27 protein-coding genes are annotated in these 25,118 nt (G+C 65.7%); 19 read left to right on the forward strand and 8 right to left on the reverse strand.

What is annotated here, in order from left to right; translation table 11 throughout:
- Positions 1 to 85: 85 nt before the first annotated feature.
- The gene (locus IEW19_RS16020) at positions 86 to 868 is read left to right on the forward strand and encodes an IclR family transcriptional regulator (protein WP_229748516.1); all 783 of its coding nucleotides are present in this window, start codon (positions 86 to 88) and stop codon (positions 866 to 868) included.
- Between the two features lie 4 nt (positions 869 to 872).
- On the opposite strand, the gene IEW19_RS16025 is transcribed toward IEW19_RS16020, so the two are convergent.
- On the reverse strand, positions 873 to 1,655 hold the full coding sequence (locus IEW19_RS16025) for a GntR family transcriptional regulator (RefSeq protein ID WP_188572595.1): 783 nt from the start codon (positions 1,653 to 1,655) through the stop codon (positions 873 to 875).
- Between the two features lie 599 nt (positions 1,656 to 2,254).
- On the opposite strand from IEW19_RS16025, the gene IEW19_RS16030 reads away from it, so the two are divergent.
- Complete coding sequence (locus IEW19_RS16030) at positions 2,255 to 3,310, forward strand: 2,3-butanediol dehydrogenase (protein WP_188572596.1); 1,056 nt, start codon at positions 2,255 to 2,257, stop codon at positions 3,308 to 3,310.
- Between the two features lie 74 nt (positions 3,311 to 3,384).
- Here IEW19_RS16030 and IEW19_RS16035 read toward each other — a convergent pair whose 3' ends face one another.
- A complete protein-coding gene (locus IEW19_RS16035) occupies positions 3,385 to 4,452 on the reverse strand; it encodes a LacI family DNA-binding transcriptional regulator (RefSeq protein ID WP_188572597.1) in 1,068 nt (355 codons plus the stop codon).
- Positions 4,453 to 4,665: 213 nt separating this feature from the next.
- On the opposite strand from IEW19_RS16035, the gene IEW19_RS16040 reads away from it, so the two are divergent.
- From IEW19_RS16040 to IEW19_RS16085, 10 genes are all read left to right on the forward strand, one after another.
- Positions 4,666 to 5,148, forward strand: coding sequence for a hypothetical protein (locus tag IEW19_RS16040; protein WP_188572598.1), 483 nt, complete (start codon positions 4,666 to 4,668; stop codon positions 5,146 to 5,148).
- Positions 5,149 to 5,193: 45 nt separating this feature from the next.
- Positions 5,194 to 6,354, forward strand: a complete 1,161-nt coding sequence (locus tag IEW19_RS16045; RefSeq protein ID WP_188572599.1) for a substrate-binding domain-containing protein — start codon at positions 5,194 to 5,196, stop codon at positions 6,352 to 6,354.
- 54 nt (positions 6,355 to 6,408) lie between these two features.
- Positions 6,409 to 7,917 (forward strand): sugar ABC transporter ATP-binding protein, encoded by a 1,509-nt coding sequence (locus tag IEW19_RS16050; RefSeq protein ID WP_188572600.1) that lies wholly within the window; start codon positions 6,409 to 6,411, stop codon positions 7,915 to 7,917.
- A 2-nt stretch (positions 7,918 to 7,919) separates the two neighbouring features.
- On the forward strand, positions 7,920 to 8,906 hold the full coding sequence (locus IEW19_RS16055; RefSeq protein WP_188572601.1) for an ABC transporter permease: 987 nt from the start codon (positions 7,920 to 7,922) through the stop codon (positions 8,904 to 8,906).
- A 5-nt stretch (positions 8,907 to 8,911) separates the two neighbouring features.
- Positions 8,912 to 10,066, forward strand: a complete 1,155-nt coding sequence (locus IEW19_RS16060; RefSeq protein ID WP_188572602.1) for a Gfo/Idh/MocA family protein — start codon at positions 8,912 to 8,914, stop codon at positions 10,064 to 10,066.
- The gene (locus IEW19_RS16065) at positions 10,063 to 10,884 is read left to right on the forward strand and encodes a sugar phosphate isomerase/epimerase family protein (RefSeq protein WP_188572603.1); all 822 of its coding nucleotides are present in this window, start codon (positions 10,063 to 10,065) and stop codon (positions 10,882 to 10,884) included. Before IEW19_RS16060 ends, IEW19_RS16065 begins: the two co-directional genes overlap by 4 nt.
- A gap of 65 nt (positions 10,885 to 10,949) precedes the next feature.
- Positions 10,950 to 12,122 carry a levoglucosan dehydrogenase gene (locus tag IEW19_RS16070; RefSeq protein WP_188572604.1) on the forward strand — a complete coding sequence of 391 codons (1,173 nt, stop codon included), beginning with the start codon at positions 10,950 to 10,952 and terminating at the stop codon, positions 12,120 to 12,122.
- Positions 12,119 to 12,484: a putative quinol monooxygenase gene (locus IEW19_RS16075; RefSeq protein ID WP_229748517.1), complete on the forward strand. Its 366-nt coding sequence runs from the start codon at positions 12,119 to 12,121 to the stop codon at positions 12,482 to 12,484. The genes IEW19_RS16070 and IEW19_RS16075 overlap by 4 nt, the downstream gene beginning before the upstream one ends.
- A gap of 200 nt (positions 12,485 to 12,684) precedes the next feature.
- A complete protein-coding gene (locus tag IEW19_RS16080) occupies positions 12,685 to 13,938 on the forward strand; it encodes a S8 family serine peptidase (RefSeq protein WP_188572605.1) in 1,254 nt (417 codons plus the stop codon).
- 39 nt (positions 13,939 to 13,977) lie between these two features.
- Entirely contained in the window at positions 13,978 to 14,820 is an 843-nt protein-coding gene (locus tag IEW19_RS16085; RefSeq protein ID WP_188572606.1) for a class I SAM-dependent methyltransferase, read from the forward strand.
- Between the two features lie 25 nt (positions 14,821 to 14,845).
- On the opposite strand, the gene IEW19_RS16090 is transcribed toward IEW19_RS16085, so the two are convergent.
- A complete protein-coding gene (locus IEW19_RS16090; protein WP_188572607.1) occupies positions 14,846 to 15,421 on the reverse strand; it encodes an HNH endonuclease in 576 nt (191 codons plus the stop codon).
- Between the two features lie 187 nt (positions 15,422 to 15,608).
- Here IEW19_RS16090 and IEW19_RS16095 point away from each other — a divergent pair, with 187 nt between their 5' ends.
- Both IEW19_RS16095 and IEW19_RS16100 read left to right on the forward strand, forming a co-directional pair.
- Positions 15,609 to 16,346, forward strand: coding sequence for a DsbA family protein (locus tag IEW19_RS16095; RefSeq protein ID WP_188572608.1), 738 nt, complete (start codon positions 15,609 to 15,611; stop codon positions 16,344 to 16,346).
- Between the two features lie 20 nt (positions 16,347 to 16,366).
- Positions 16,367 to 16,867, forward strand: coding sequence for an SRPBCC family protein (locus tag IEW19_RS16100; protein ID WP_188572609.1), 501 nt, complete (start codon positions 16,367 to 16,369; stop codon positions 16,865 to 16,867).
- 168 nt (positions 16,868 to 17,035) lie between these two features.
- Here IEW19_RS16100 and IEW19_RS16105 read toward each other — a convergent pair whose 3' ends face one another.
- From IEW19_RS16105 to IEW19_RS16115, 3 genes are read right to left on the reverse strand one after another with little or no spacing between them, the layout of a single operon-like run.
- On the reverse strand, positions 17,036 to 18,070 hold the full coding sequence (locus IEW19_RS16105) for an NAD(P)-dependent alcohol dehydrogenase (RefSeq protein WP_229748518.1): 1,035 nt from the start codon (positions 18,068 to 18,070) through the stop codon (positions 17,036 to 17,038).
- Positions 18,067 to 18,876: an iron-sulfur cluster assembly protein gene (locus IEW19_RS16110; protein WP_229748519.1), complete on the reverse strand. Its 810-nt coding sequence runs from the start codon at positions 18,874 to 18,876 to the stop codon at positions 18,067 to 18,069. The genes IEW19_RS16105 and IEW19_RS16110 overlap by 4 nt, the downstream gene beginning before the upstream one ends.
- Positions 18,873 to 19,919, reverse strand: a complete 1,047-nt coding sequence (locus IEW19_RS16115) for an amidohydrolase family protein (RefSeq protein ID WP_188572610.1) — start codon at positions 19,917 to 19,919, stop codon at positions 18,873 to 18,875. The genes IEW19_RS16110 and IEW19_RS16115 overlap by 4 nt, the downstream gene beginning before the upstream one ends.
- 162 nt (positions 19,920 to 20,081) lie before the next feature.
- On the opposite strand from IEW19_RS16115, the gene IEW19_RS16120 reads away from it, so the two are divergent.
- Complete coding sequence (locus IEW19_RS16120; protein WP_188572611.1) at positions 20,082 to 21,566, forward strand: AAA-type ATPase lid domain-containing protein; 1,485 nt, start codon at positions 20,082 to 20,084, stop codon at positions 21,564 to 21,566.
- A gap of 141 nt (positions 21,567 to 21,707) precedes the next feature.
- A complete protein-coding gene (locus IEW19_RS16125; RefSeq protein ID WP_188572612.1) occupies positions 21,708 to 21,998 on the forward strand; it encodes a hypothetical protein in 291 nt (96 codons plus the stop codon).
- Between the two features lie 28 nt (positions 21,999 to 22,026).
- Here the strand turns inward: IEW19_RS16125 and IEW19_RS16130 are convergent, their stop codons facing one another.
- Together IEW19_RS16130 and IEW19_RS16135 are read right to left on the reverse strand one after the other, a co-directional pair.
- Positions 22,027 to 22,329, reverse strand: coding sequence for a YciI-like protein (locus IEW19_RS16130; RefSeq protein ID WP_188572613.1), 303 nt, complete (start codon positions 22,327 to 22,329; stop codon positions 22,027 to 22,029).
- Between the two features lie 50 nt (positions 22,330 to 22,379).
- Positions 22,380 to 23,042, reverse strand: coding sequence for a TetR/AcrR family transcriptional regulator (locus IEW19_RS16135; protein WP_188572614.1), 663 nt, complete (start codon positions 23,040 to 23,042; stop codon positions 22,380 to 22,382).
- A gap of 98 nt (positions 23,043 to 23,140) precedes the next feature.
- Here IEW19_RS16135 and IEW19_RS16140 point away from each other — a divergent pair, with 98 nt between their 5' ends.
- From IEW19_RS16140 to IEW19_RS16150, 3 genes are read left to right on the forward strand one after another with little or no spacing between them, the layout of a single operon-like run.
- Complete coding sequence (locus tag IEW19_RS16140) at positions 23,141 to 23,590, forward strand: nuclear transport factor 2 family protein (RefSeq protein WP_188572615.1); 450 nt, start codon at positions 23,141 to 23,143, stop codon at positions 23,588 to 23,590.
- Entirely contained in the window at positions 23,587 to 24,477 is an 891-nt protein-coding gene (locus tag IEW19_RS16145; RefSeq protein WP_188572616.1) for an SDR family oxidoreductase, read from the forward strand. Before IEW19_RS16140 ends, IEW19_RS16145 begins: the two co-directional genes overlap by 4 nt.
- Positions 24,478 to 24,497: 20 nt before the next feature.
- A complete protein-coding gene (locus IEW19_RS16150) occupies positions 24,498 to 24,977 on the forward strand; it encodes a nucleoside deaminase (protein WP_188572617.1) in 480 nt (159 codons plus the stop codon).
- Positions 24,978 to 25,118: the final 141 nt, after the last annotated feature.

Here is a 25,118-nt window from a genome sequence, read left to right on the forward strand (position 1 = left end):
CAAATGGATCACGTTCCGGCATTGCCCAAGCCGTCACTAAGCTGGAGGCTGCCGGCGGAAAAGAGTTAAGGGGCATTGGACTGTGGTGAAGGAAGCAGGAGTTGGGGCATCGCCCCTGCTGGTCCTGCACAAGGTGGCCGAGATCCTGGACTGTTTCTCAGTGGAGGAGCCGGAGCCGACGCTGCAGCAGATCATCCGCAAGACCGGGCTGCCGTCCAGCACCTGCCAGCGGTTGGTCCAGAACATGCTCCGCGAGGGGTTCCTGGACCGCGACGGCGACCGGTACCGGATCGGCATCGGCCTGGTCCGCTGGGCTACCCCTGGGACGTTCGGGCTGGACGTGGTCCGGCTGGTGAGGCCGGTTCTGCAGCAACTGCGCGACGAAACCGGTGAAACTGCCTGCCTGTACGTCCGGGACGGGGCCTTCCGGACCATCGTTGCCGTAGCCGAGACGCGGCACGTGGTGATGCGGCCGTTCATGGTGGGGATGGTCATGCCGCTGCACGCCGGTGCCCCCGGCAAGGTGTTCCTGGCATTCGATCCCGGGGCCTGGGATGCCCTGGACGAACAGGGACTCGAGGGCTTTACGTCGGATACGCCCGTGTCCCTGGAGACGCTGCGGGAGCAGGCGGACGTTGCCCGCAAACAGGGGTATTTCGCAGCCTTCGGGGAACGCCACCAGGACGTGGGCTCCATCAGCGCGCCGGTGTTCGACCATACTGGACGGCTTGCATGCGCCGTGGGCCTGGGCTTCCCTACCCAGCGGATTGGGCCCGTCGATGTTGAGCGGCTGGGGCCGGTGGTGGCCCGTGCGGGGCTGGAAGCCAGCCGTGCACTTGGATATGACACCAGCCAGGCCGTCGGGTGAACGGTTAGGACTGGAACTGCTGCATCACCGAGAGGTGACCGGCCCGCGCGGACACGAGGCACTTGGCCAGGTAGAACGGCCGGTGGCCGTGCCGGACGTACTGGGTCAGCACCAGGACCGGGTCCGACGGGCGCAGGTCCAGCAGCTTTGCCCGGCTCGGTCCCACCTGGCTGAGGCTGATTTGGCACTCACCCGGCCCGGCCAACCTGCCCAGCTGCCTGGTGAGCGTGGCAAGCAGGGTTTCGCCGCCGTCGTCCTCTAGCTCAAGGGGCGCAGCGGCGCCCTTGCCGAAGCTGACCGGCTGGGCGGTGACGTTCTCCTGCAGGTGGGCGATGGCCTCGCCGTCGCGGATCAGGATCGACTCCCAGAGCCAGCAGTCGCTGCCCGGTTCGACGCCGATGCCGGGGGCGACGAATTCGGACGCGGCCTGCCGGACCACCTGGGTGCGCTTGACCTCCACCTTCTGTCCGGGGCTGCCGAGGACGTCCTCGAACGGCTGGATGCGTTCGATGCCGATGCGGGGGAGCGTGTCCGAGACGAAGCGCCCGACGCCGCGCCTTGCCCTGATCAGGCCGTCCTCCTCCAGGAGCATGAGGGCTTCGCGGACCACGGTGCGGCTGACTTTCATGTCCGTGCCGAGCTCGGTTTCGGTGGGGATCATGGAGCCGGGCGTGAGGAGTCCGTTGCGGACGGCTTCGGCGATCCGCGAGTACACCGCCACGCGCAGGGGAGCGCCGGGCTGGGCAGCCACCGGCTGGGACAGGAACCGGGCGGCGTCCTGGTGCACGTTTTGCCTCGCTCTTTGTTTGGTTTCTCCGGGGATTCCAGCCTAGGACATGTAGCACTTGTTTGTTGGACAAGTGGTGCTGGTTGCAGTGTGTAATGCCCATGAGTGATTCAGTCGCGTCGGATCCGCATGCCGCCGTTCCGAAGTTACTGTCCCTCGCGCAGCGCGGCCTGGCTGCCGATCCTTCGAGGACAGCAAATTCGCCGTCAGTCGCTTGAGCGTAAGCAGTGATCCCAAGGTTGGTCAGCGTCATCCCAAAGACCGGGGAAGTGCTTCCTGTGCCGACCGGGCTGCTGGCAGCGTCACTCGGGGTCGGCAAGCTGCGTAACCGCGTCGACACCAAGACCCGTCGGCTTTCGTGAGGTGCGCGTCCTTGCTGGTGAGGACGATCGCGCGGTTCCAGCCACGAGCCGACGCGACTTTAGGGCATCGGCGGCTCTTGCCCGCGGCAACACGTGGCTCGGGGTGGTCCTCGCTCAGGGTACAGGGCCGGATGCCCCTAGCCGAGCGCCGTTCAGAATGGCACGATCTCCGGGTATGGCCTGCACCCACCGCCGCGCTGGCCCCTGATTCCGTCGTACAAAAGGAAGAAACCCATCATGAAGGCAGCACGTTTCCACGCCCGTAAGGACATCCGCATCGAGGACATCCCGGAGCCGGAACTCCGCGCCGGGGCGGTGAAGATCGACGTCGCCTGGTGCGGCATCTGCGGCACGGACCTCCACGAGTTCCTGGAAGGGCCCATCTTCTGCCCGGCACCCAGGCATCCGCACCCGCTCTCGCACGAGGAATCCCCGGTGACCCTGGGGCACGAATTCTCCGGGACCATCTCCGACGTGGGCGAAGGGGTGACGGGCCTGGCGAAGGGGGACAACGTCGTCGTTGAACCCTATTTCGTGGACGGGACCTGCGATATGTGCCAGGCCGGCAGCTACCACCTGTGCCGGCAGATGGGTTTCATCGGGCTGGCCGGCGGCGGGGGAGGGCTGAGCGAGAAGATCGTGGTGGACGCGCGGTGGGTGCACCCCATCGGGGACATTCCGCTGGACGAGGCGGCGCTGATCGAGCCGCTGTCCGTGGCCCACCACGCGGTGGCGCGCAGCGGCGTGAAGGCGGGCGATACCGCGCTGGTGGGCGGGTCCGGGCCCATCGGCCTGCTCACCGCCGCGGTCCTGAAGGGCATGGGGGTGACCACGATCATCAGCGAGCTCACCCAGGCGCGCAAGGAGAAGGCCACCTCCAGCGGCGTGGCGGACCACGTCCTGGACCCGAGCAAGGAGAACGTGCCGGAGCGGGTGCGGGAGCTCACCGGCGGGACCGGGGCCGACGTCGCGTTCGAGTGCGCGGGCGTGAACGCGGTGCTGGACACCATGCTCGACGCCGTCCGGCCGGGCGCCGTGGTGGTCAACGTGTCCATCTGGGGCGCGCCCGCCACCATTGACATGCAGAAGATCGTGCTCAAGGAGATCGACCTGCGCGGCACCATCGCCTACGTCCGCGACCACCCCGCCGTTATCAGGTTGGTGCAGGAGGGCAAGGTGGACCTCAAGCCGTTCATCACCGGCCGGATCGCTCTGGAGGACCTGGTGGAGCAGGGCTTCGACACCCTCATCAACCACAAGGACACGGCGGTGAAGGTGCTGGTGCACCCGTAGGTTCTGCCAGGGGCGGATGCCCGGCATCGAAGGAAGGCCGACGGCGGGACGCAGGTGCCGCCGTCGTCCCCCTCCTACGTGTGGGAGGTCGCCTGGCGGGCGCTGTCGCGGACAACAAGAGTGGGCGCGATCGGGGTCCGGTCCACCTCCCGCCCTTCCATGGCACCAATAAGCACCTCCATGCTCATGAGCGCCAACGCCGTGAAGTCCTGGCGAACGGTGGTCAGGGGAGGCAGGAAGTAGTCTGAACCTTCGATGTCGTCGAAACCGACCACGCTCACATCCTCCGGTACCCGGATGCCATTTTCAGCAAAAGCGCGTATCAGCCCGAGGGCCGTGTGGTCGCTGGCGGCGAAGACAGCCTGCGGCACCTTGTGTTCCCGTACCAGTTGGAGCGCGGTCTCGTAGGCCCACCGAGGGCTCCAATCGCCTTCGAGGTACAGCCCGGGTGCAAGACCGGCGTCGCGAAGCGCCGCCTCCCACCCGCGTTTGCGGACCCGGCCGTCGAACCAGTCCAGGGAGCCGCCGAAGTGGGCGATGTCGGTGTGGCCCAGTTCTATCAGGTGTTGTGTGGCCAGCCGTGCACCCAGCTCCTGGTTCTCCGAGTATGAGAAGACGTTCGGCGTCGATGATGCTCCTGCTGCGATCATCTCCACTGGTACACGGCACGAGGCATTCCATACGGCCGCTGCCATCTCCACCACTGGGGCGATGACGATGATTCCCCCCACGCCGGTATCGTCCAAGGTGTCCAGGGCGGCCTGGACCGACTCACCGTAGGGCCGTTCGACGCTAATGACAGTCGTGGCGTACCCCTTCCTGCGTGCAATGTTCTCGAGGGCCATGAGCGTCCCCACCGGGCCGAACCGCGGTGAGCCGTCGGAAAGAATACCGATGGAGGTGGACCGGCTGGTGACGAGCGCCGTGGCTGCCCGGTTCCTCCGGTACCCGATGTCCTTGATCACCTGCAGAACCCGTTGCCGCGTTGCCGCACTCACGTCCGGTGCGTCATTGAGTACCCGCGAGACTGTGCCGAAGGAGACGCCGGCGACGCTCGCCACATCGTTGATGGTGGGCTTCCGGCGCGGTGGGGCATCCGGTAGCCTCTCGTTCGCCTCACGGGGAACAGTTGCGCCTGCCATGCTCACTCCTGTCTTGCACTTCACGGTTGGAACCACTCGGTTCCGTGCCTTTCGATCTTACGTCCGGCTGGACTTCCGCATCCGCTGAAACAGCCGCTTATGTGACCCTTGACACTTATCTTCGTAAACGTTTACGATGATTTCCGTAAACGTTTACGGTCACCTCGTGAACGTTTACGCAGCCAAACATTTCAATGAGGAAAGGGGAGCGCGATGCCCGACCCGATCGTCGACGCACCCGCGCTCGATCCGCAGGCCGGACTTCGGGATGTCGACCAAACCCAGTGGGCAAATCTCGAAGTGCTCCTGAAGGATACGGCGCCCGGCGATCTGGCAGCCGCTGTCCGCACCTTTGTCTCTGCCGGATCTTCGGCGGTCATTGGAGTCTTCAACGACGATCGTCTTTGGGCAAGCCTGGTGGTCTCCGTCGACAACTCGGGCAAACCCGCGTCGGTGTCCACCGTCCCCGGCCCTGCACGGGAATCGGACGGAGACATGGCGAAGGCGGCCAACGAGGCCGTGGAGTGGGTTCAAGCCCACCACGGGCCGTGTTCCTTGGGCTTCTTCGTCGATAAAACACATGCAGAGGCGCTCCTGGGAGCTTCAGACAAGGCCACTGCCATCCGCACAGCCTCGGCCTCCGGCGGCCTCGTCCTGTCCCCGGTTCCGCCGGCCCTGGCTATCGCCCTCGCCTGAACTACCCCAGGCATCCACCCCATCCATCCCAAGCACTGGAGAACAATGATGATCCGCAGGCTTCCCCTCGTGGCCCTTGCCGCAGCCCTGTCCCTTTCCGTCGCTTCCTGCAGCAGTTCGAGCACGGGCACGTCCAATGCTCCCGACGCCGGCGTGTCCAACAAGGCCCAGCAGGCCCTTGACCAGATCAAGGGACAGGTCCTGAGCAAGGGGCCCAACGGCGAGACGCCCTCCCCGGCGTCCGCAGCAGACCTCACTCCTGACGAGATTCAAAAGGTCAAGGCGCTCAACGCCAAGGCGGCCATCGTGATGCACTACGGCGGCAACGACTGGGCCACCGCCCAGATCAACGGACTGAAGTCCGAGTTTGAAAAGCTCGGCGTCAAGGTCATCGCCACCACTGACGCGAACTTCAAGCCGGACAAGCAGGTCTCGGACATTGAGACGGTCATGTCGCAGAACCCGAACATCATCGTCTCGATCCCCACGGACCCCGTGGCTACGGCCTCTGCCTACAAGAAAGCCGCGGCTGCCGGCACCAAGCTCGTCTTCATGGACAACATCCCGCAGGGCCTGACTGCCGGCCAGGACTACGTCTCTGTTGTTTCTGCCGACAACTACGGCAACGGCGTGGTCTCCGCCCACCAAATGGCTAAAGCGCTCGGTGGCAAGGGAAAGATCGGGGTTGTCTTCCACCAGGCCGATTTCTTCGTGACCAAGCAGCGCTACCAGGGATTCAAGGACACGATCACCAAGGAATACCCGGATATCAAGATTGTCGAGGAAAAGGGAATTGCCGGTCCGGACTTCGCTGGAGATGCCCAGGCTGCCGCGAACGCAATGCTCAGCAAGTACGCCGATCTGTCCGGAATCTGGGCGGTCTGGGACGTTCCTGCAGAAGGAGTCATGGCCGCAGCCCGGGCCGCCGGCCGGCCGGATCTGAAGATCGCTACGGAGGACCTCGGCAAGAACGTCGCGATTGCCCTTGCCAAGGACGAACTTGTGGTCGGCCTTGGAGCGCAGGTTCCGTTCGACCAGGGTGTCACGGAAGCGCGGCTGGCCGCAGGGGCGCTCATCGGCAAGAAAGCACCCGCATACGTGGCGCTGAGCGCCCTTCCGGTTGACCACTCCAACGTCCTGGATGCCTGGAAGCAGGTCTACCACGAGGATGCCCCGAAGGACATCCAAGACTCCTACAAGAAGTAGCCAAGAACCGGCGGTGCGGGGGTCCGGCCCCCGCACCGCGCCGAAAGGGCAACGATGAACACCGCAGACAATGTCGTCGAGATGCGCTCGATTTCCAAGAGCTTCAACGGCGTTCCAGTATTGAAGGACGTCAGTTTCGACGTCCGCAAGGGTGAGGTCCACGCGCTCGCAGGGGGCAACGGCGCAGGGAAGTCAACGCTCATGAAAATCCTCCAGGGCGTCTACCAGGCGGACGCCGGCGAGATCCTCATCGGCGGCAAGCCGATCGCCATCAACTCGATCCAGGACGCGAAGGCCGCCGGGATCGGAATGGTCTTCCAGGAGTTCAGCCTGGTACCGAGCCTGACCGTTGCGCAGAACATTTTCCTCGCCGCCGAACCGCTCGGCACGGGCGGCCTCATCGACGACCGTGCCGCGGTGCGCCGCGCCAGGGAAGTTTTCAGTGAGATGGAGGTCGACGTCGACCCGCGCGCCGGGGTCTCACGGCTCGGCACTGCATACTGGCAGCTGACCGAGATCGCCAAGGCCCTCGCCCAGAATGCCCAGGTGCTCATCATGGATGAGCCCACTGCCAGCCTTGCCCGGCATGAGTCCGAAGCGCTCTTCGAACTGATTGACCGCCTCAAACAGCGAGGCATCTCAATCATCTACATTTCCCACCGCATGGATGAGGTGTACAGGCTCGCGGATCGGATCACCATCCTCCGCGACGGCCACCGCCTCCTCACCGCGCCCCTGACGGACGTCACTCCCGAGCAGATCGTGGAAGGCATCGTCGGCAAGAAGATCGAGGGCCAGCTTTCCTATCGCGCGCGTGATCATGTGGCCCACGACGGGGCGCCGCTGCTGGAAGTCCGCGGGCTTAATGCGGGGCAGCGCGTGCGGGACGTTTCGTTCTCGCTCCGGCCTGGCGAAATCCTCGGCCTGGCGGGGCTTATGGGCAGCGGACGAACCGAGCTTGCCCGTGCCCTCTTTGGCATTGACAAGGTGGACGGCGGTGAAGTCCTGCTGCGGGGCAAAAGGGTCAACCTTGCTTCGCCGCAGCAGGCCATCAACGCGGGAGTTGCCCTCATCCCGGAGGACCGCCGGGCCCAAGGCCTGGTCTTGGAGCACTCCGTCCAGGACAACCTGCTGCTGCCGCTGCTTGGCCGGATCCAGCGGGGACCCTTCCTGGACGGCGCCAAGGCCAAGGAGTTGTCCTCGTCACTGATCAAAAGGTTCGCAGTGAAGGTCGCCCACCCCCACCGCCCAGTGCGGCTCCTTTCGGGTGGCAACCAGCAGAAAGTGGTCATCGCCAAATGGCTGGGCACCGATCCGGACATCCTGATCCTGGACGAGCCAACGGCCGGCGTCGACATCGGCACCAAAAGCGAAATCCTCGACATGATCCGTGAGCTGGCCAGTGCCGGCAAGGCCGTCATCGTCATCTCCTCCGAGTACCCCGAACTACTCGCGGTCAGCGACCGCGTCCTCGTCCTCAAGGACGGCTCCATCATCCGTGACATCCCCCGCAGCGAGATCGCTGACGAGGAATATCTCCAACTCGCAGTACAGGGAGTCTGAAAGTGAGCAAGGCAAACACCATCGCGCCCCGGGACACCGCGGCCCCCCGCAATTTCGGCACCATCCTCAAAGACCTCGACTGGCGGCGCTACGTCATCTACATCGGCTTCGTCGTTGTCTTCCTGTTCTTCGCCGTCCTCCTCCGCGACCAGGGCTTCCTGTCGCCGAACAACCTGCTGAACATCTTCCGGCAGACAGCCACCATCACCGTCATCGCCGTCGGTATGACATACGTGATCGCGTGCGCAGAGATCGACCTGAGCGTCGGATCCGTGGCCGGCCTCTCCAGTGTGTGCACTGCGATGGCGCTCTCCCAATGGGGCCTGGTACCCGGCATTCTGGCCGGCCTCGCCGTCGGGCTCGTCGTCGGATCGATCAACGGTGCCCTGGTCAGCCTCCTCGGCATCCCATCCTTCCTGGTGACACTCGGCATGCTGGGCATAGCCGTCGGCGTTGCCCAGTGGATCACGGCGTCCGCCCCCCAGCCCATCCTGAACGACACGTTCAACACGCTGTTTGGATCCGGCAACTTCGGTCCTGTTCCGGGCCTGGTGGTCTGGAGTGCCATCTTCGTGGCCATCGGCGCCGTCGTGCTGAACCGCACCAGGTTTGGCCGCCAGGTCCTGGCCACAGGAGGCAACCGCAACGCCGCCGAGTTCACCGGCATCAATACCAAGCGCATAAAGTTCCAGGTGCTCCTCATCTCGGGCATGGTGGCAAGCGTCGCCGGAATGCTCTACGCCGGCCGGCTGCAGTCCGGACGCTTCCAGTGGGGATCGGGAGACGAACTCTCCGCCATCGCCGCCGTCATCCTGGGCGGAACCAGCCTCTTCGGCGGGTTCGGCTCCATCATCGGCACCTTATTCGGCGCCCTCCTGATCGGCCTGATCAACAACGGGCTGATCCTCGCCGGACTCGACAGCAGCCAGCAGCAGGTGGTCCGCGGCGCGATCATCATTCTGGCCGTCGCCCTCGCCCGTAAGAAGTAGCACCCGTGGCTTTCCAACTACGGGCCGGAATTATCGGAACAGGATTCATGGGTTCTGTCCACGCCCATGCGGTCCGCGCAGCAGGCGGTGAAGTCACCGCAGTCGCCGGGAGCAGCCAGGCTTCAGCCGAAGCCGCAGCGTCAGCGCTCGGCGCCCGGACCGCAGCCGAATCGGCTGAAGCACTGATCGCACGTGCGGACGTGGATGTCATCCACATCTGCACCCCGAATGCCACCCACGCCGACCTTGCCCGCAAAGCCATTGCGGCAGGAAAAGCAGTCATCTGCGAAAAGCCACTGGCCACGAGCGTTGGGGACGCGTTGGAGCTGACTGCCCTCGCGGCCCAGGCCGGCGTCGTCACCGGCGTTCCCTTCGTCTACCGGTTCTATCCGGCCGTCCGCGAGGCCCGCGACCGGATCCTCCGCGGCGACGCCGGCCGCCTCTGGCTCCTGCACGGTTCCTACCTGCAGGACTGGCTCGCCGGCGCGGAAGCTACGAACTGGCGGGTCGATTCAACCATCGGGGGAGCCTCCAGGGCGTTCGGTGACATCGGCGTGCACTGGTGCGACCTGATGGAGTTCACCACCGGACACAGAATCACCAGGCTTGTGGCCAAGACCAGCAGGGCCTACGACGAACGCGAAACCGGCGGCCGGTTGTCCTCCGTCGGCACCGAAGACGGCGCCACGCTCCTGTTCGAGACGGACAAGGGTGCCACCGGATCCCTGGTAGTCAGCCAAGTCAGTCCCGGCCGGAAGAACCGACTCTGGTTCTCCTTCGATGGAACCGAAGCGTCATTCAGCTTCAACCAGGAACGGCCGGACACCCTGCACGTCGGCCGCAGTGACTCAAGTTCCGAGATTCCGGTCGGCCCGCAAACACTCACGATGCCTGGCGGCCGGCGGTACGCCAAACTTCCCCCGGGCCACCCCCAGGGATACCAGGACAGCTTCAACGCGTTCGTCGCGGACGTATATGCGGCCGTCCACGGCCAGGAACCGGAAGGCCTGCCCACCTTCCGGGACGGACTACGGTCAGCCCTCATCACGGATGCAGTCGTAACCTCGGCTGCGCAGCAGACGTGGGTCGAAATTCCCCCAGCAGAAAACCTCACCGGATCACTCAGGTCTTCCGCAGCAACTGAAAGGCAAAAGCAATGAAACTCGGTTACTGTTCCATCACCTGGGGCGGCGTCGTTGGCCACCCGCAAGGTGTGACGAGCGTGAAAGACCTTTTCTACATGACCCACGGGTCCATGCAGCAAGCAGTCCAGGACATCGCATCCGTCGGCTATCAGGGCGTTGAAATGTTTGACGGCAACCTCGAGGAATACGCAGGGAAGCCTGAAGAACTCAAGGAAATCCTGGATACCGCCGGAGTCGAACTGACAAGTGTCTATACCGGCGCGAACTTCATCTACGCCGACATACTTCCCGACGAGCTGCACCGGATCCACCGTGCCGCCGAATTGGCTGCCGGCTTTGGAGCAGAACGGCTGGTAGTAGGAGGCGGAGCACGCCGCGCCGCCGGAACCACTGACGAGGACTACCAACGCCTCGGTGAGGCCCTGGACAGCGTAACGGACATCGCGGAAAGCTTCGGGCTGTCGGCAAGCTACCATCCGCACCTGAGCACCATCGTCGAAAGCCCGGAGGAACTGGACAGACTGATGCCGCTCACCCGGATCGGTTTTTGCCCGGATACAGCCCACCTCGCTGCCGGTGGAGCAGACCCGGCCGCAGTGATCCGGAAGTACCCCGACAGGATCCGGCACGTCCACCTCAAGGACTTCCAGAAGGACCCTTTCAATTTCCTGCCCCTTGGACAGGGCGAGCTCGACTTCCCCGACATCATCGCCGCAATCCGTGAAAGCGGATATGACACCTGGCTCATGGTCGAGCTCGACAACTACGACGGGGACCCCCGGGAAGCCGCAGCCCTCAGCAAGAAGTACCTGGAAAAGCTCCTCTCTCACTAATTTTTCAACCGCGGGGACTGCCACAGACGGCAACTGCCCCGCCGTCCGGAAGGAACCAGATTCACATGCAAAACCTCAACGTCGGCCTCATCGGAGGCGGCTTCATGGGCAAGGCCCACTCACTCGCTTACGCCGCCATGCCCATGTTCTTCTGGCCTGCACCGGCACTCCCGGTCCGCAAGGTCATCGCTGAAGCCAACCCGGATCTCGCCGCGGAGGCGGCCCGCCGCTTCGGGTTCGAGAACTCCACCGCAGACTGGCGCAGCATCATTGATGATCCGGACATCCACGTCGTAGACATCGCTACGCCCAACCATCTCCACGCCGAGATTGCCATCGCCGCCGCCGAAGCAGGCAAGCACATCATCTGTGAAAAGCCCTTGGCGCGTACAGGCGAAGAATCCAAGGCCATGTACGACGCCGTCAAGGATAAGAACCTCGTCCACATGGTCGCCTTCAACTACCGGCGCACACCCGCCGTTGCGCTGGCAAAGAAATACATCGAAGAAGGGGCAATCGGACAAATCCTCAACTTCCGTGGCACCTACCTGCAAGACTGGAGCGCCGACCCCAACTCCCCGCTGTCCTGGCGCTTCCAGAAATCCATCGCAGGTTCCGGTGCCCTCGGCGACATCGCAACGCACGTCATTGACATGGCAAGGTACCTGGTCGGCGAGTTCAGATCCGTCAATGCCCTCATGTCCACCTGGATCCCCGAGCGGCCGCTCCAAAGCGGAGGTGCTGACGCGCTCGGCACGGTACGGGGCGGGGAAGGCCCGCGCGGCCATGTTGATGTCGATGATGAGGTCATGACCATGATCCGCTTCGCCAACGGTGCCGTGGGTTCGGTGGAAGCAACACGCAACGCCCATGGAAGGAACAACTACATCACCTTCGAAATCCACGGAACCGAAGGAAGCATCGTGTTTAACTACGAGCGGCGCGACGAACTGCAGGTCTGCTTCGCGTCCGACGCTGGCGACCGGCGGGGTTTCCGTACCGTTTACACCGGGCCCGCACACCCCTACGGAGATGCACTGTGGCCCATCCCTGCCCTCGGCATCGGATACGGCGAAACGAAGATCATCGAGGCCTACGACTTCTTCAAGGCCATCGCAGAAGGCGGCAGCGTAAGCCCGAATTTTGCCGACGGATATCAGGTAGCCCTCATTGACGACGCAATCGTCGAGTCGGCTGCAAAAGAATCCTGGGTCGACGTTCCGCAAATCAACGCATGACCAAAGACGAAACGCAAGTCTGGTTAATGCCAGTGTTCACCGCAAAAGCAGGGCATGAAGCAACGCTTCATGAAGCACTCATTGGACTGCAGTCCCTGAGCCGAAAAGACCCCGGCTGCCTGGAATATACCGTCTTCTCGGACGATCAAAGGCCAGGCAGGTTCGTCCTCATCGAGGGATGGGCCCGCCCCGAGGACCTCGCGGCCCACAACGAAGAAGACCATGTCAAGGAATTTGTTCAAGGGGTGCAGGCACTGCTGGCCGAACCGTTCTCCGTGACCCCGATCACGCCTCTTACCGGACTTTCCAGCGAAGTCCAAGGCGCGGCACCATCGCCTACGTCCGGGACCACCGAGCCGTGATCAGGATAGTGCAGAAGGGCAAGGTGCACCCGTAGGTGCTGGCGGGAGGACACCCGGCATCGAGGGAAGGACGACGGCGGGACGCAAGTGCCGCCGTCGTCCTTCCTACCCTGCCTGCTAGCCAATGCCCGGGTTAGCCGGAAACATATCAAGGGCCTTTCCCCCTATCCACCCGCGCCGTGTGCGCGGAAGATAACCCCATGAAAAAGCTTGTGCTGGCGAGCTTCGCCGCCCTTCTCATGGTCATTGGCACCCTGCTGGGCGCGGTCGCTCCGGGCAATGCCGCGGCCGACCCGGCCATCACGGCAGGTCAGATCCTGGTCAAGTTCCGGGACAACGCTGCGGCCGCAGCCGTCCTGCGCCCGTTCGGACTGAACGATGGTCCGGATGTTGGCAGCACCGGCGCGCACCTGATTACGGTGCCGGCCGGTAGGGAGTTGCAGCTCGTCGCCGCCCTGGGCCGGAACCCGGTGGTGGAGTATGCCGAACCGGACTATGTGGTCACTCCGGCCTCAGACGACACCTACTTTCCCCGGCAGTACGCCCTGCAAAACACGGGCCAGTCGTTCACGAACACTGACGGCACGGTGACGATTCCCGCGGGCACCCCAGACGCCGATGTGGACGCCGTGGAAGCCTGGACGGTCACCACCGGCACGGGAATCAAGGTTGCTGTCCTTGATTCCGGCGTCGCCATGGACAACCCCGACATCACCCCGAAGGTCGTGGCACGGACCAACTTCACCACGTCCAGAAGCAACGACGATAACTACGGCCACGGAACCCACGTCGCCGGGATCGTCGCGGGAACCGCCAACAACGGCATCGGCGTGGCCGGCGTGTGCCCGGGATGCTCCATCCTGGCCGGAAAAATCCTCAGCGACACAGGAGCAGGTTCCAGCTCAGGCCTTGCGAACGGCATCAACTGGGCCGTCAAGAATGGTGCCCAGGTCATCAACATGAGCCTGGTGGTTGGCGCGTCAACCACTTTGGAAACCGCCGTGAACAACGCATGGAACGCGGGCGTGGTGCTGGTTGCTGCGGCAGGCAACGGAGGAAACACCAGCATCAACTACCCGGCCGCGTACCCCAACGTCATTGCCGTGGGGGCAACCGACAACAACGACAAGAAGGCGTCGTTCTCCACCTATGGCGCGTGGGTGGATGTGGCAGCGCCCGGGGTCAGCGTCTACTCCACCTTCCCCAACCACAAGTTCGTCCTCGCCAGAGAGTACAACCGTTCCCAGGGGTACGACATCGGCAGCGGAACCTCGATGGCCTCACCGATTGTTGCCGCCGTTGCGGCGCTCGCCCGGAGTGCCAACCCCGGCGGCACCAACTCGGACATCCGCGCCAAGATCGAATCCACCACCGACCCCGTGGGTTCCATCGGCGCTGACTGGGCCCACGGAAGGGTGAACGCCTGCAGGGCGGTCGGGGCAACAGGTTGTTGACCCTTCCTTCGCTAAGGAGCGCGGTTGTAGGGTCAGGGCGTGATCGTCCCCGATATTTCCCAGAACGCCGTGGCGGTGGCGGATCACTACGACGAGCTCGATCCAATCTACCGCCGGGTGTGGGGCGAGCATGTCCATCACGGGCTGTGGGTGACCGGCCGCGAGACACCCGGCGAGGCCGTCGAGGCGCTGGTGGACACCGTCGGCGACCGCCTGGGCCTGACGCCGGGCCAGGCATGCGTCGACATCGGCTGCGGCTATGGCTCCACAGCCAGGCGCCTGGCTATGACCCGCGGGGTCCGCGCCACCGGATTCACGCTGTCGGCCGAGCAGGCCCGCTACGCCGCCGCGCACCCCGTGCCGTGGGTGGACATCCAGGTCCGCGACTGGCTCGCCAACGGACTGGCCGACGCCTCAGCCGATGCCGCCTGGGCCATCGAGTCGAGCGAGCACATGGTGGATAAGCCCAGGTTCTTCGCCGAGGCGCACCGCGTGCTGGCGCCCGGCGGCCGCTTCGTCATCTGCGCGTGGCTCGCCGAGACCGGCGCCCGTGGCTGGAAGGTCCGCCACCTGCTGGAGCCGATCTGCCGCGAGGGGCGCCTGCCCTCGATGGGCACGCGCGAGGAGTATGAGGCGATGGCAATGGCTGCGGGATTTGAGGTCATCGGCTATGAGGATGTCAGCCGCCGCGTCGCCCGCACCTGGATGATCTGCGCCGCCCGGCTCGTGAAGGCCCTGCTCGTCGACCGCGAAACCCGCCGCCTCGCCCCGGGCCCACGCAACCGCAGCTCGTTTCTGGGCATACCCCGCCTGATCCTGGCCTACCGCACCGGTGCGATGCGCTACGGGATATTCACGCTCACGAAGGCGGGGTCGGCTTGATCGCAAGCCCCCTCGACGGACTGCCTCAGGGCAGTGGCTGCCGTTCGCCCACGCTGACGGACGCCGACGGCGGCAGGTACTCTCGCCGTCGTCGTTCCATCCGTTGCTGCTGCCCCGGGGACGGGATCCTGGCACGCTTGGCGCGGTTGCACCTGGCACAGGCGGCGACGAAGTTCTGCAGGCTGGTGGAACCGCCTTTGGACCACGGGTAAAAGTGGTCGCCGTGCTCGGCCGGGCGCCCACAGCGGCGCCCGAACCCGGCTTCCAACTCGCACGTGCCGCCAGCGCGGGCCATCCCTTCGCGGCGCTGCTGGCGGGTGAAACGGCGTACTGGATCCCGACGCCGGACGTCCCGGCTGGTCCCGACGGCGGCGGCAATGCCCAGCACAAGGAGGGTTACGCCGGGGAGAGCGACCGCGGCGACGACGTGTTGAAACAGGTTGCCCATAACCGCTGCGGCTGCGGACGGCCCCGCCCCGGCAGCCGGTGTTGCCTTCGCCATGAGTCCTGACATCACCGCTACAGCGAGCCAAAGAATCGCCGCCGAATACGCCAGGCGAAGCCCCTGCCGGGTCCAATAGATGCGGCCCAGTTCCTGCATTGATTCCCCCAATGTTCAGTTGTCCGGAAAGCCCATGGCCCCGAATGTCCAAGAAATCGTACAGTTCTGACGCATGCCGGTGTCCCAGGTTTGGCCCAGTTTTTGCTGAGCTTTCGTCTGCCCGCGTAAAAGAGGTCTGAGTGCGTCGAATAGGCGCACGTCACCAAGCGGGTGTAAGTGTGGTGGCATGGATGCTGACATCAACTTCTATTTCGACCCGGTCTGCCCTTTCGCCTGGATGACGAGCAAGTGGGTGCGCCAGGTGCAGGCGCAGCGCGACTACACCGTGGACTGGCGGTTCATATCGTTGCGCCTGATCAACGCCAATGTTGACTACGACGCGCAGTTCCCGCCCGAGTACGAGGCCGGACACACGGCAGGGCTCCGGCTTCTGCGGGTGGCGGCCCGGGCGCGTGCGGAGCACGGCCGCGAGTCGATCGCAAGGCTGTACGAGGCGTTCGGGACCCACATTTTCGAAGCTGCCCCGGACCCGGTTAACCAGCGCACCGAGGGCGAGGAGCGTGAGCGGCGGGGGACACGTGAGTTTGTGGGGCCGATCCTCGCACAGGCAGGCTTACCCCTGGCGCTTGCGGACGCTCTCGACGACGACTCCTGGGACACTGAGATCCGGCAGGAAACGGATGAGGCGCTGGCGCTGACGGGCAAGGACGTGGGCACGCCCATCATCCACTTTGAGCCGCCCGCCGGTGTGGCCTTCTTCGGGCCCGTCATCAGCCGGCTGCCGGACGAAGAGTCCGCCGCCGAGCTGTGGGACCACGTGGTGGGGCTGGCACGGTTCCCCGGTTTCGCGGAGCTCAAGCGAAGCCTGCGCGAGCGGCCGCAGCTTCCCGCCCTCGGGGTCACCGCCGGTGCGACCGGTCAGCAGGAGGACTGGCACGGCGGCAGCCGGAGGCAGAAGAAGTGACCGTCAGTAAGGATGGACCCATGAATCAGGCCAGCATCCGCCAATACCAGGAATCGGTCACCGTCAAAGCCTCAGCCGAGGCGCTCTACGATTTGGTCTCCGACATCACCCGCACCGGTGAGTGGAGCCCCGTTTGCACGTCGTGTTGGTGGGACGACGAGGACAGCTCAGGCCGGGTGGGTGCTTGGTTCACCGGGCGCAACGAGCTACCGAACCGGACCTGGGAGACCCGGTCGCAGGTGGTGGCCGCCGAGCGCGGCCGCGAGTTTGCCTGGGTGGTGGGCGGCAGGTTTGTCCGCTGGGGCTTCGCCCTCACCCCGGCAGACGCCGGAACCATCCTGACCGAGTCCTGGGAATTCCTGCCGGAGGGAATAGCCATGTTCGAGGAGAAGTTCGGCGATGGGGCCGACGCACAGATCGCCGACCGCACCCAGCAGGCACTCGACGGCATTCCGAAAACGCTCGCCGCGATCAAGCGGATCGCCGAGTCCACCACTGCACACGAGGACGTCAGGTCCTAGGACTGGACCAGCATGGGGCAGCGCCCCGGCGGCAGCCTGCGCTGCCGCCGGGGCCGTAGCCTTACTTGACGGCGAGCTCCCCGAGCTCAGACCACCACCTACGGCTTGGTCATCGCGGAACGCCTCGATCAGGACGTAGGTGGTGGGGCCCGCCAGGGAGCGCGCCCATCAGGGCACCAGGATGGCCCGGCCGCGGACCTTGCCCGCATCCAGGTCGCTGATGGCCTGCTGGAAATCATCCAGCTTGTACTTCTGGGTATGCAGCGTCACCGCGCCCCGTGCGGCCAGCGCCATCAGGTCCTGCAGGTCGTTATAGGACCCCACGAGGTTGCCGATGATGTTGATTTCCGAGGAGATGATGTCGATAGTCGGCACACTGATGTTCTCGCCGTAGCCCACCACGAAGTAGTCACCGGCCCGGCGCAGCATGGCGATCCCTTCGGACGTGGCCCCGCCCTCGCCCACAAAGTCGATCAGCACCTCCGCACCGTGGCCGCCGGTCAGGGCCAGCACCTGGTCCACCTGGCTGCCGTCCGCCACCACGCCTTCGTCCGCGCCGATGGACTTGGCCAGCTCCAGTGCGGCAGGGTTGCGGTCCACCACCACGATCCGGCTGGGCGTGAGGGCCTTCAGCACCTGAATGCCGATGTGCCCGAGGCCGCCGGCTCCGATCACCACACAGGTGTCCCGCGGCGTCAGCCGCTTCGCCGCCTTCGCCGCAGCGTGGTAGGCGGTCAGGCCGGCATCGGCAAGGGCAGCCACGTCTGCAGGCTCGAGTGCGTCGTCGATCTTCACCACGGACCGGGCCGAGGTCAGCAGGTACTCAGCGTACCCGCCGTGGGTGTCGATGCCCGGGAACCTGCTGTTTTCGCAGTGCACGTCGTCGCCGGAGCGGCACGCGCGGCACAGGCCGCAGGTAATCAGCGGGTGCAGGATGACCTTGTCGCCCTCCTTGACGTTGGTGACGGCGCTGCCCACGGCGTGCACCCATCCCGCGTTCTCATGGCCGATCGTGTAGGGCAGCTGCACCTGGGACTTCTCCGCCCACTGGCCCTCCAGGATGTGCAGGTCCGTCCGGCACACGCCGGCACCCCCGATCTTGACCACCACGTCCCAGGGGCCAGCGGCTTCCGGGACGGGCGCCTCGGTCATTTTCAGGCCTTCGTGGTAGCCGACCACCTGGACGGCGCGCATGGTGTTCATGGGTGGTTCTCCTTGACTGTGAACGGAAGTTGGTGGTGATGGTCAGCCGGCTCAGCCCCTTCAGGCCGGTCCGCCTGGTCAGCGCCCGAGCCCTCGTAGCGGGTGCGCAGCAGCCCCCGGCAGAAGTGGGCGTTGCCGTCGATCGATATGCGCGTCGAACGCGCCCGCCGCAGCGCCACGGGCACGTGCTCCGCGGGGTAGGGAATGCCGTCATGGTCAACGAGTACGACGGCGGCAGGCGCCGTGGGCAGCCCAAGCGCCATCCGCCGTCGTACTAAAGCATCCTTGGTCCGCCCCGCCGGCAGGTCACCCAGCAGCACCGTCCCCACGTTCGCTTCGGTGAGCGCGGGATCGGCGCGCAGCAGTTCGGTCAGGCAGCGTTCCATGGCAGCGGTGTGCGCCTTCCGGCGGAACATCAGGCGCAGCTCGTCCAGGCTGTCCTCGGCCTCGTGGCCAAAGGTGCCCCGGTAGCCGGCATCCGCCGCAAGGCCGGCATTGATCAGGGCGGAGTCGTGGTGGTCATCGAGCTCCACCACCACCGTTCCCACCCCGGGCAGCGCCGAGATGGCGTCCTTGCTGTCCGACGCCATCAGGTAGGCGAAGTTCGGAGAGCAGAAGGAGGTGGGCAGGCGCAGGTGCACGGTCACCTCGGCACCCGGGGCAGCACCTGCGACTTCAATGGAACGGACGAAACCCAGATCCGTGATGGGCTCATCGAGCTCCGGATCCAGCACGGCGTCCAGTGCCCGCCGGACGGCCTGCACCGCCACACTCCGGACGGTGTGTTCAACCAGTGCCGCTGTCACGCCGCGCCTGCAATGTCCGCCCGCTCCGGCTGGCGCGGGCCCGTGGCCGTTTCGTCGGCGTCCGGCAGCTGGAGCCCGGCCGGCACCGGGATGCCGTACATCTTCGCGGCGTTCAGCCCCAGGATCTTCTTCTTCTGGTCGGTGGTGATCGGAGCGTACTCGGTCATGTCCTCCGGGATCTGGAAGTCCACGAACCGCTCCACCAGCCAGCGCGGGGTCCACAGGGCGTAGTCGCTGGAGAAAAAGATGCGGTCCTCGCCGATCCAGTAGATGAGCTCGCCGATGATTTGCGCGAAGTAGCGCGGCCGGGTATGCATGAACGGCATGGCCACGGCCAGGCCGCCGTAAACGTTGGGTTCCTGGGTGGCGATCCAGCAGAAATCCTCCAGCCGCGGCAGGCCGACGTGCTCCACGATGAAGTTCAGGTCGGTGAAATCGGACGCCACGTGGTCCACGTCGGACACGTCAAAACTGTCGCGGTCCAGGGGCCGGATGGTGGGGCCCTTGTGGACGTGGATGTTCTTGATGCCGAGTTTGCGGCACTCCTCGAAGTACCTGAAGGCCCAAGGATCGGAGAGCTTGTAGCCGCGGGATTCACCGTGCCATTCGGCGGTGTAGAGCTTGACCCCGGTGAACTTCATCTTCTCGTGGTCCGCGCGCAGCCTGTCCAGGCCGCGTTCGCCGTCGCGCGGATCAAAGCAGTGGTTGTAGGTGAGCTTGTCCGGGTTCGCCGCAGCCAGCTCGTAGGCTTCCTTCGTCTGTCCGAAACCGTTCCGGTAGAACTCGCCGAGGTACGCCGGCTGGAAGATGGCGTGGTCCACGTAGCCGTCCTCGAAGAGGTCCTTCATCAGGCGCTCGCCGCCCTGGTACAGGTATTCCTCGTAGGTCCACAGCTCCTCCTCGGGGGAGAGGTTGCGGTGGTAGTCGTAGAAGCAATCGATGAACTGCTTGCCGTGAACGTTGCGCTGGTTCTCGGGACGGGCATCCCACAAGGCAATGTGGGCGTCAACGATGAAGTAGTTCTCGCCGTCTTTGCTGTACATGTTGTTCTCCTCCCCGCGACTGCCATAGTCGCGACACCATCGAGGCTAGGGCGGACCGGCGCGTGTGAACATGTGACCGGTGTCTCATTTTGAGACAGTTGGGGGTCGCCCTCCCGGACGTGGCGACGTACCCTCGAAACAGGCAGGACAAGGAGGGCGGCAATGGTGCCGAATGGGAACGTGCCTGTTCCGCGGCCGGACAGCGGCGAGCCTGCGGTTGCCACGCGGCGCCTTCTCGCTTCGTGGCAGCGGAGCGAGGACTACGGCGTGTCAGCGGAGGAAGTTGACCCGGTCTGGGCCGGGACCGTGGACGGAGACTCGCTGTTCTACCAGTGCGGGCAGGAGGTGCTCACCGGCCTGCACCAGACCCTCGCCAACGAGCCCCTGAGCCTCATGCTCACCGACGCCGACGGGCTGGTGCTCAACCGCTTCAGCGGCGACACGTCCCTGCTGCGGGCGCTGGACAAGGTGCACCTGGCTCCCGGCTTCGCATTCTCCGAGCGGGAGGCGGGAACCACAGGACTCGGCCTGGCCCTGGCCGACCGCACACCCAGCCTGGTCCGCGCGGAGGAACACTACAGCGCCAGCCTGCGCACCTACACCTGCGCCGCCGTGCCGGTGCTTGATCCCCTGAGCGGACGGCTTGAGGGCAGCGTCAACATCACCACCTGGTCCAAGTCCTCCCCGGAGCTGCTGCTGGCGTTGGCCCAGTCCGCGGCGAACACCACCTCCGCCCTGATGCTCGCCAAATCCCGGGGCCGCCGGCCCAAACCCGGGCCGAGGGGCGGGGTGTTTCGTGTGCAGCGGGGCCGGCTGGAGCCCGGGTCCGGCACACTGCGCGCCATGTCCCGGCCATGGACCGAGGCCCTGGACAGCGCTGCTGCGGCGCTGGTTTCCGGCAGGGTGGCGGCCGCCGTCGGAGAACCGGGGACCGGGCGTGCCACCCTGCTGGGCCAGGCCATCCGACAGGCGCACCCCGGCAGCCGCATCCTCTGCGCAGCCGTTCCCGCACCCCAGGATGTGGAGGCTTGGCTGTCGCTGTGGACGCCGGAGCTGGCCAAGCCCCATACCGCGGTCATCGTGGAAAACGTCGACCTCCTCCCCGCCTGGGCCGCCCAGGAGCTCAGTGCCCGGGTGGTCAGCTCGCGGGGCCCGGGACCGAACGGCCATCCCGCTCCCGTGACCTGCGCCGTGACAGCCGAGGAGCTCACTGCCATTCCGGCCCCGCTGGCGGCATTGGTGGAGACGGTGGTGCCGGTGCCCGCGCTGCGCGACCGGAGCGCCGATGTGATGCCCCTTGCCCGGTACGCCGCCCGCCAGGCGCGCATGCGGGAGGTCGATTTCACGCCTGCTGCCGAACACGCGCTGACTGCGTATGGATGGCCCGGCAACATCGACGAGCTATTCGGTATGGTCCAGGACGCGGCCCTGCGCACGGAGTCCATCGATGTGCGGCACCTGCCGGCAGCGCTGATCGGCCGCACCGGGCCCAGGCTGACACGGATCGAGGCCGTTGAGAGGGATGAGATTGCCAGATGCCTGTCCCGACCGGGAACAACTGTGGCCGCCGCCGCGGCGGAACTGGGGATCAGCCGGGCCACGATCTACCGGCGCATGGCCCGGCTGGGAATTACGGCTCCGAAGTAGGCCTGGCCGCCGGCCGGGCGCGGGCTGCCCCGCTGGACAAAGGCCTGACTTTTGACCCTTGTTTTTGCTAATCCGCAAGGCCCTGACTAATGGGAGGAGCGGAATCCGGCCGCCCCATTTTCGTCCCGAGGGAGAAAGACCATGTTCGCCAGAATCAGCACCTACCAGACCGGCCCCGAAACCCGCAGGGACAATCCCACCGACGACGTGGTCAACAGCGTGCTCCAGCTTCCGGGATGTAAAGGCGTCTACTACTTGAACGGGAAGGGGACGGACAACGCCCTGTCCATCACGCTTTGGGATACCGAGGAAGCGATGGTGGCCAGCCGGCAGGCAGCCAGCAGGATCCGGGAGGAGAGCAGCCAGGCGGACAGGACCCAGATCGTGTCCGTCGAGGAATTCGAAGTCACCGCCAGCAGTCTGAAGGATTGAGCCGCCGGCGCCCGGCGTTTGATGGGGCTTAGGGGTGAACGGGGGTGGCCGCTTCCTTTCCCAGGACCGTGGTCCACGGGCGGGCGGTCCATTGCGTCACCACGCCAGCGGTGACGTAGGGATCGGCGGCTGCAAAAGCCCTTGCGGCCTCGAGTGCGTTCTCGCCTGTGAAGATCAGCAACCCAGTGAAGGATCCGTCACCAATGGCTCCCCCGAGAAGCAGCTCGCCCCGCTCAACTGCTTCCCATCCCGCCTTGAGGTGGTCTGCGCGGTACTTTTCGCGGGTCTCGAGGTAGTTGTCCTCGTAGGTGTATTCGAGCACTGCGTGCATGGCTGTCCGTCCTTTTCGTTTTAGGGCTTTCGCTCGTTGGTAGATGTAGCCTACCCATCCGGCAGGAGGTTGGCCGCCAGCGTCCGGGCCATGAAACGCCCGAACCGGTCCGCACTCCAGGCGCGCTTGAGGACCAGGGTTTCGTAGAGCTCGGCCGAGGTGCTCATAAAGAAGACATCGGCCACCTCCTCCGCGGTGAGCCCGGTGCGCAGGAATTTCCGTCCGAGAACTTGGTGCGCGTTGTGCAGCATGCGCTGGTACCGCTCGCGGTCCACCTCGCGCAGGAGCGCGGCCATGTCCTGGTCCCCGCTGGCCGCGGCGTCCCTGATGAGGAGGTAGACGGGGGAGCCCAGCGGACTGACCTCGGCAATGAACCGGCCGAACTGCTCCATGAGTTCGCGCGGATCGGCGACCGTGGCCTGCGCTCGGTCCGACCGCTCTTCCGCCGGGGTGCCGCCGCCTCCCAGCAGGCTCTGCCCGTAGATGGCCCGTACCAGCCCCGGTTTCCCGCCGAACCCCTTGTATACGGACTCTTTGGAGACGCCGGCGGCGCGGGCGATGGCGGCAACGGTGGTCCGGCCGTAACCCTGGGCCAAAAACAAAGCACGCGACTGGTCCAGCACCCGCTTCCTGGACTCCTCAGCAGCCTCCTGCCGGCGGCGGGCGTCGTAACTGCGGGAGCGGGGCAGCGCATCATTGACCGCGGGTCCCATCGGGCTTAAACTCCTTGTGTCAGTTGAATACAGCTGACTGTATCAAATTCAGCGCACCAGCCTATCCGCCTCCCGCGACGGAACCTAAGGAGCAGATCATGGACGCATCAGGAATCGACCGCGTCCCCGATGGCCCGGTCCGGCGCATGCTCGCTGCGGCCGGCCGCCACGACCTTGAGGCCATGGTGGCCCAGTTCGCGGACGACTACCGGAACACCACCCCCGTCCATCCGGCCCGCAGCTTCACGGGCTCCGCCCAAGTCCGGAAGAACTGGACCGCACTCTTTGCCGGCCTGCCGGACCTCACCCTCACCGTCCATGACGCGGCCACCGGACCGGACGGCAAACTCTGGATGGAATGGAGCAACCACGGCACCCGTCCGGACGGATCCATGCAGCGTGCCGCAGGGGTGGCCATCTTCACCCTCCGCGACGATAAAATCGCCGCGGCCCAGTTCTACCTTGAACCCGTGGACCAGGACTCCGGCGACGTCAACCAGGCTGTCAGCGAGGCAGTCCACGGGGCAGCCGGAGGTGACGGGCCATGATCCTGGTGGTCGGCGGCACGGGCCGCCTTGGCCGCGCCGTGGTTCCGCTGCTCCGTGCCGCCGGACAGCAGGTCCGCATCATGGCCCGCGGCAAGTCCCAGGCTTTCGCCCAGAAGATGGGCGACGGCGTCGAACTCCTCCGCGGGGACCTCGGTTCTGACGCGGACTGCCGGCAGGCGGTGGCCGGCTGCACGGAGGTGGTGTTGGCGGCCTCAGGGTTTGGGATCAAGGACTCCACCCCGGCCGCGGTTGACCGCGACGGCGCCATCCGGCTGGTGCGCGCGGCGGCCGCTGCCGGAGTGCGGCATGTGGTGATGATGTCCATGCACGGAGCCGCCGCCGACGGGCCCATCGATTTCCTGCGCTGCAAGGCCGCGGCCGAGGACGCCGTCCGCTCGTCCGGCATGGACTGGACCGTGGTCCGGATCGGAGCGCTGCTCGAACAGCGGCTCGAGAACATGACGGCACCGCTCACGTCGAAGGGCAAGGTGCCCGTGTTCGGCTCGGGATCGGCTCCGGTGACCTATACCTCGGTCGAGGACGCAGCCGCCGTCGTGGTCCGTGCCCTCCGTGACCCGGCGCTGCAGAACCGCCTCATCGAATGGGGCTCGCAGACGCTCACCGGCAACCAGTTGGCGGAGGCCGTGCTTGCCCGGGCCGGCCATGGGTCGGTGCAGCGGATCCCGGCGGCCGCGCTGCGTGTCCTGTCCGTGGCCGCCAGGCCGTTTTCACCGTTCCTTGCCAGGGTGGCAGGGGCAGGGGTCTGGGAAGGATCGGGGACAGCTGCTTTCGACTTTGGCCCGGCGCGCGCCGAGTTTCCGGACATCCCCGTCACCGGGCTGCAGCAGGTCCTCGAGGCATCCGGCGCGCCGGGATCTTTGTCCTAGCCGCGTGCAACAATGACGCCATGACCCACGAACAGCACGAATCCGTCGCACCGGAACTGGACCGCACCGCCCACCCCGCATTCGAAGTCGCGTACCAGGCAGCCCGGAAGAGCCTGGCCGAGGGCGGCATCCCCATCGGGGCGGCGCTCGCCCGGGACGGCGTGGTGGTTGCGAGCGGGCACAACGAACGGGTCCAGAACGCCGATCCGATCGCGCACGGGGAGATGTCCGCGCTCCGCGCCGCCGGCCGCCAGAAGAGCTACCGGGACACCACGCTCTACACCACCCTGGCCCCCTGTGCGATGTGCGCCGGAACCATCATCCAGTTCAAGATTCCCCGCGTGGTGGTGGGGGAGGCGCGCACGTTCGACGGCGAATTGGAGCTTCTGCGGTCACGCGGGGTTGAGGTGGTGGTGCTGGACGATCAGCGGTGCGTGGACATGATGCGCACCTTCCAGGCGGACAAGCCCGAGCTGTGGGCGGAGGACATCGCGGAGTAGGGGATTTCCGGGCGGTTGATCAGCTGCCTGGCGAGAGCGTACGGAGCAGGGCGGCCGCGTACAGGAGGTCTGCACGCGTCAGGTCCACCAGGTTGATCGCGCCCAGAACGGCGTCGGCCCCACCAAAACTCGGCGGAACGC

Origin of the sequence: Arthrobacter liuii, from assembly GCF_014639275.1 — a bacterium.
Taxonomy (GTDB): domain Bacteria; phylum Actinomycetota; class Actinomycetes; order Actinomycetales; family Micrococcaceae; genus Arthrobacter; species Arthrobacter liuii.

Excerpts from the sequence above, each read along its gene's own strand:
- IEW19_RS16130 (WP_188572613.1), bottom strand. The coding sequence starts at position 22,329 with ATGCACGCAGTGCTCGAATACACCTACGAGGACAACTACCTCGAGACC.
- IEW19_RS16080 (WP_188572605.1), top strand. The coding sequence starts at position 12,685 with ATGAAAAAGCTTGTGCTGGCGAGCTTCGCCGCCCTTCTCATGGTCATT.
- IEW19_RS16045 (WP_188572599.1), top strand. The coding sequence starts at position 5,194 with ATGATGATCCGCAGGCTTCCCCTCGTGGCCCTTGCCGCAGCCCTGTCC.
- IEW19_RS16090 (WP_188572607.1), bottom strand. The coding sequence starts at position 15,421 with ATGCAGGAACTGGGCCGCATCTATTGGACCCGGCAGGGGCTTCGCCTG.
- IEW19_RS16095 (WP_188572608.1), top strand. The coding sequence starts at position 15,609 with ATGGATGCTGACATCAACTTCTATTTCGACCCGGTCTGCCCTTTCGCC.
- IEW19_RS16050 (WP_188572600.1), top strand. The coding sequence starts at position 6,409 with ATGAACACCGCAGACAATGTCGTCGAGATGCGCTCGATTTCCAAGAGC.
- IEW19_RS16030 (WP_188572596.1), top strand. The coding sequence starts at position 2,255 with ATGAAGGCAGCACGTTTCCACGCCCGTAAGGACATCCGCATCGAGGAC.
- IEW19_RS16125 (WP_188572612.1), top strand. The coding sequence starts at position 21,708 with ATGTTCGCCAGAATCAGCACCTACCAGACCGGCCCCGAAACCCGCAGG.
- IEW19_RS16115 (WP_188572610.1), bottom strand. The coding sequence starts at position 19,919 with ATGTACAGCAAAGACGGCGAGAACTACTTCATCGTTGACGCCCACATT.
- IEW19_RS16035 (WP_188572597.1), bottom strand. The coding sequence starts at position 4,452 with ATGGCAGGCGCAACTGTTCCCCGTGAGGCGAACGAGAGGCTACCGGAT.
- IEW19_RS16105 (WP_229748518.1), bottom strand. The coding sequence starts at position 18,070 with ATGAACACCATGCGCGCCGTCCAGGTGGTCGGCTACCACGAAGGCCTG.
- IEW19_RS16065 (WP_188572603.1), top strand. The coding sequence starts at position 10,063 with ATGAAACTCGGTTACTGTTCCATCACCTGGGGCGGCGTCGTTGGCCAC.
- IEW19_RS16145 (WP_188572616.1), top strand. The coding sequence starts at position 23,587 with ATGATCCTGGTGGTCGGCGGCACGGGCCGCCTTGGCCGCGCCGTGGTT.
- IEW19_RS16120 (WP_188572611.1), top strand. The coding sequence starts at position 20,082 with ATGGTGCCGAATGGGAACGTGCCTGTTCCGCGGCCGGACAGCGGCGAG.
- IEW19_RS16135 (WP_188572614.1), bottom strand. The coding sequence starts at position 23,042 with ATGGGACCCGCGGTCAATGATGCGCTGCCCCGCTCCCGCAGTTACGAC.
- IEW19_RS16075 (WP_229748517.1), top strand. The coding sequence starts at position 12,119 with ATGACCAAAGACGAAACGCAAGTCTGGTTAATGCCAGTGTTCACCGCA.
- IEW19_RS16040 (WP_188572598.1), top strand. The coding sequence starts at position 4,666 with ATGCCCGACCCGATCGTCGACGCACCCGCGCTCGATCCGCAGGCCGGA.
- IEW19_RS16140 (WP_188572615.1), top strand. The coding sequence starts at position 23,141 with ATGGACGCATCAGGAATCGACCGCGTCCCCGATGGCCCGGTCCGGCGC.
- IEW19_RS16100 (WP_188572609.1), top strand. The coding sequence starts at position 16,367 with ATGAATCAGGCCAGCATCCGCCAATACCAGGAATCGGTCACCGTCAAA.
- IEW19_RS16070 (WP_188572604.1), top strand. The coding sequence starts at position 10,950 with ATGCAAAACCTCAACGTCGGCCTCATCGGAGGCGGCTTCATGGGCAAG.
- IEW19_RS16150 (WP_188572617.1), top strand. The coding sequence starts at position 24,498 with ATGACCCACGAACAGCACGAATCCGTCGCACCGGAACTGGACCGCACC.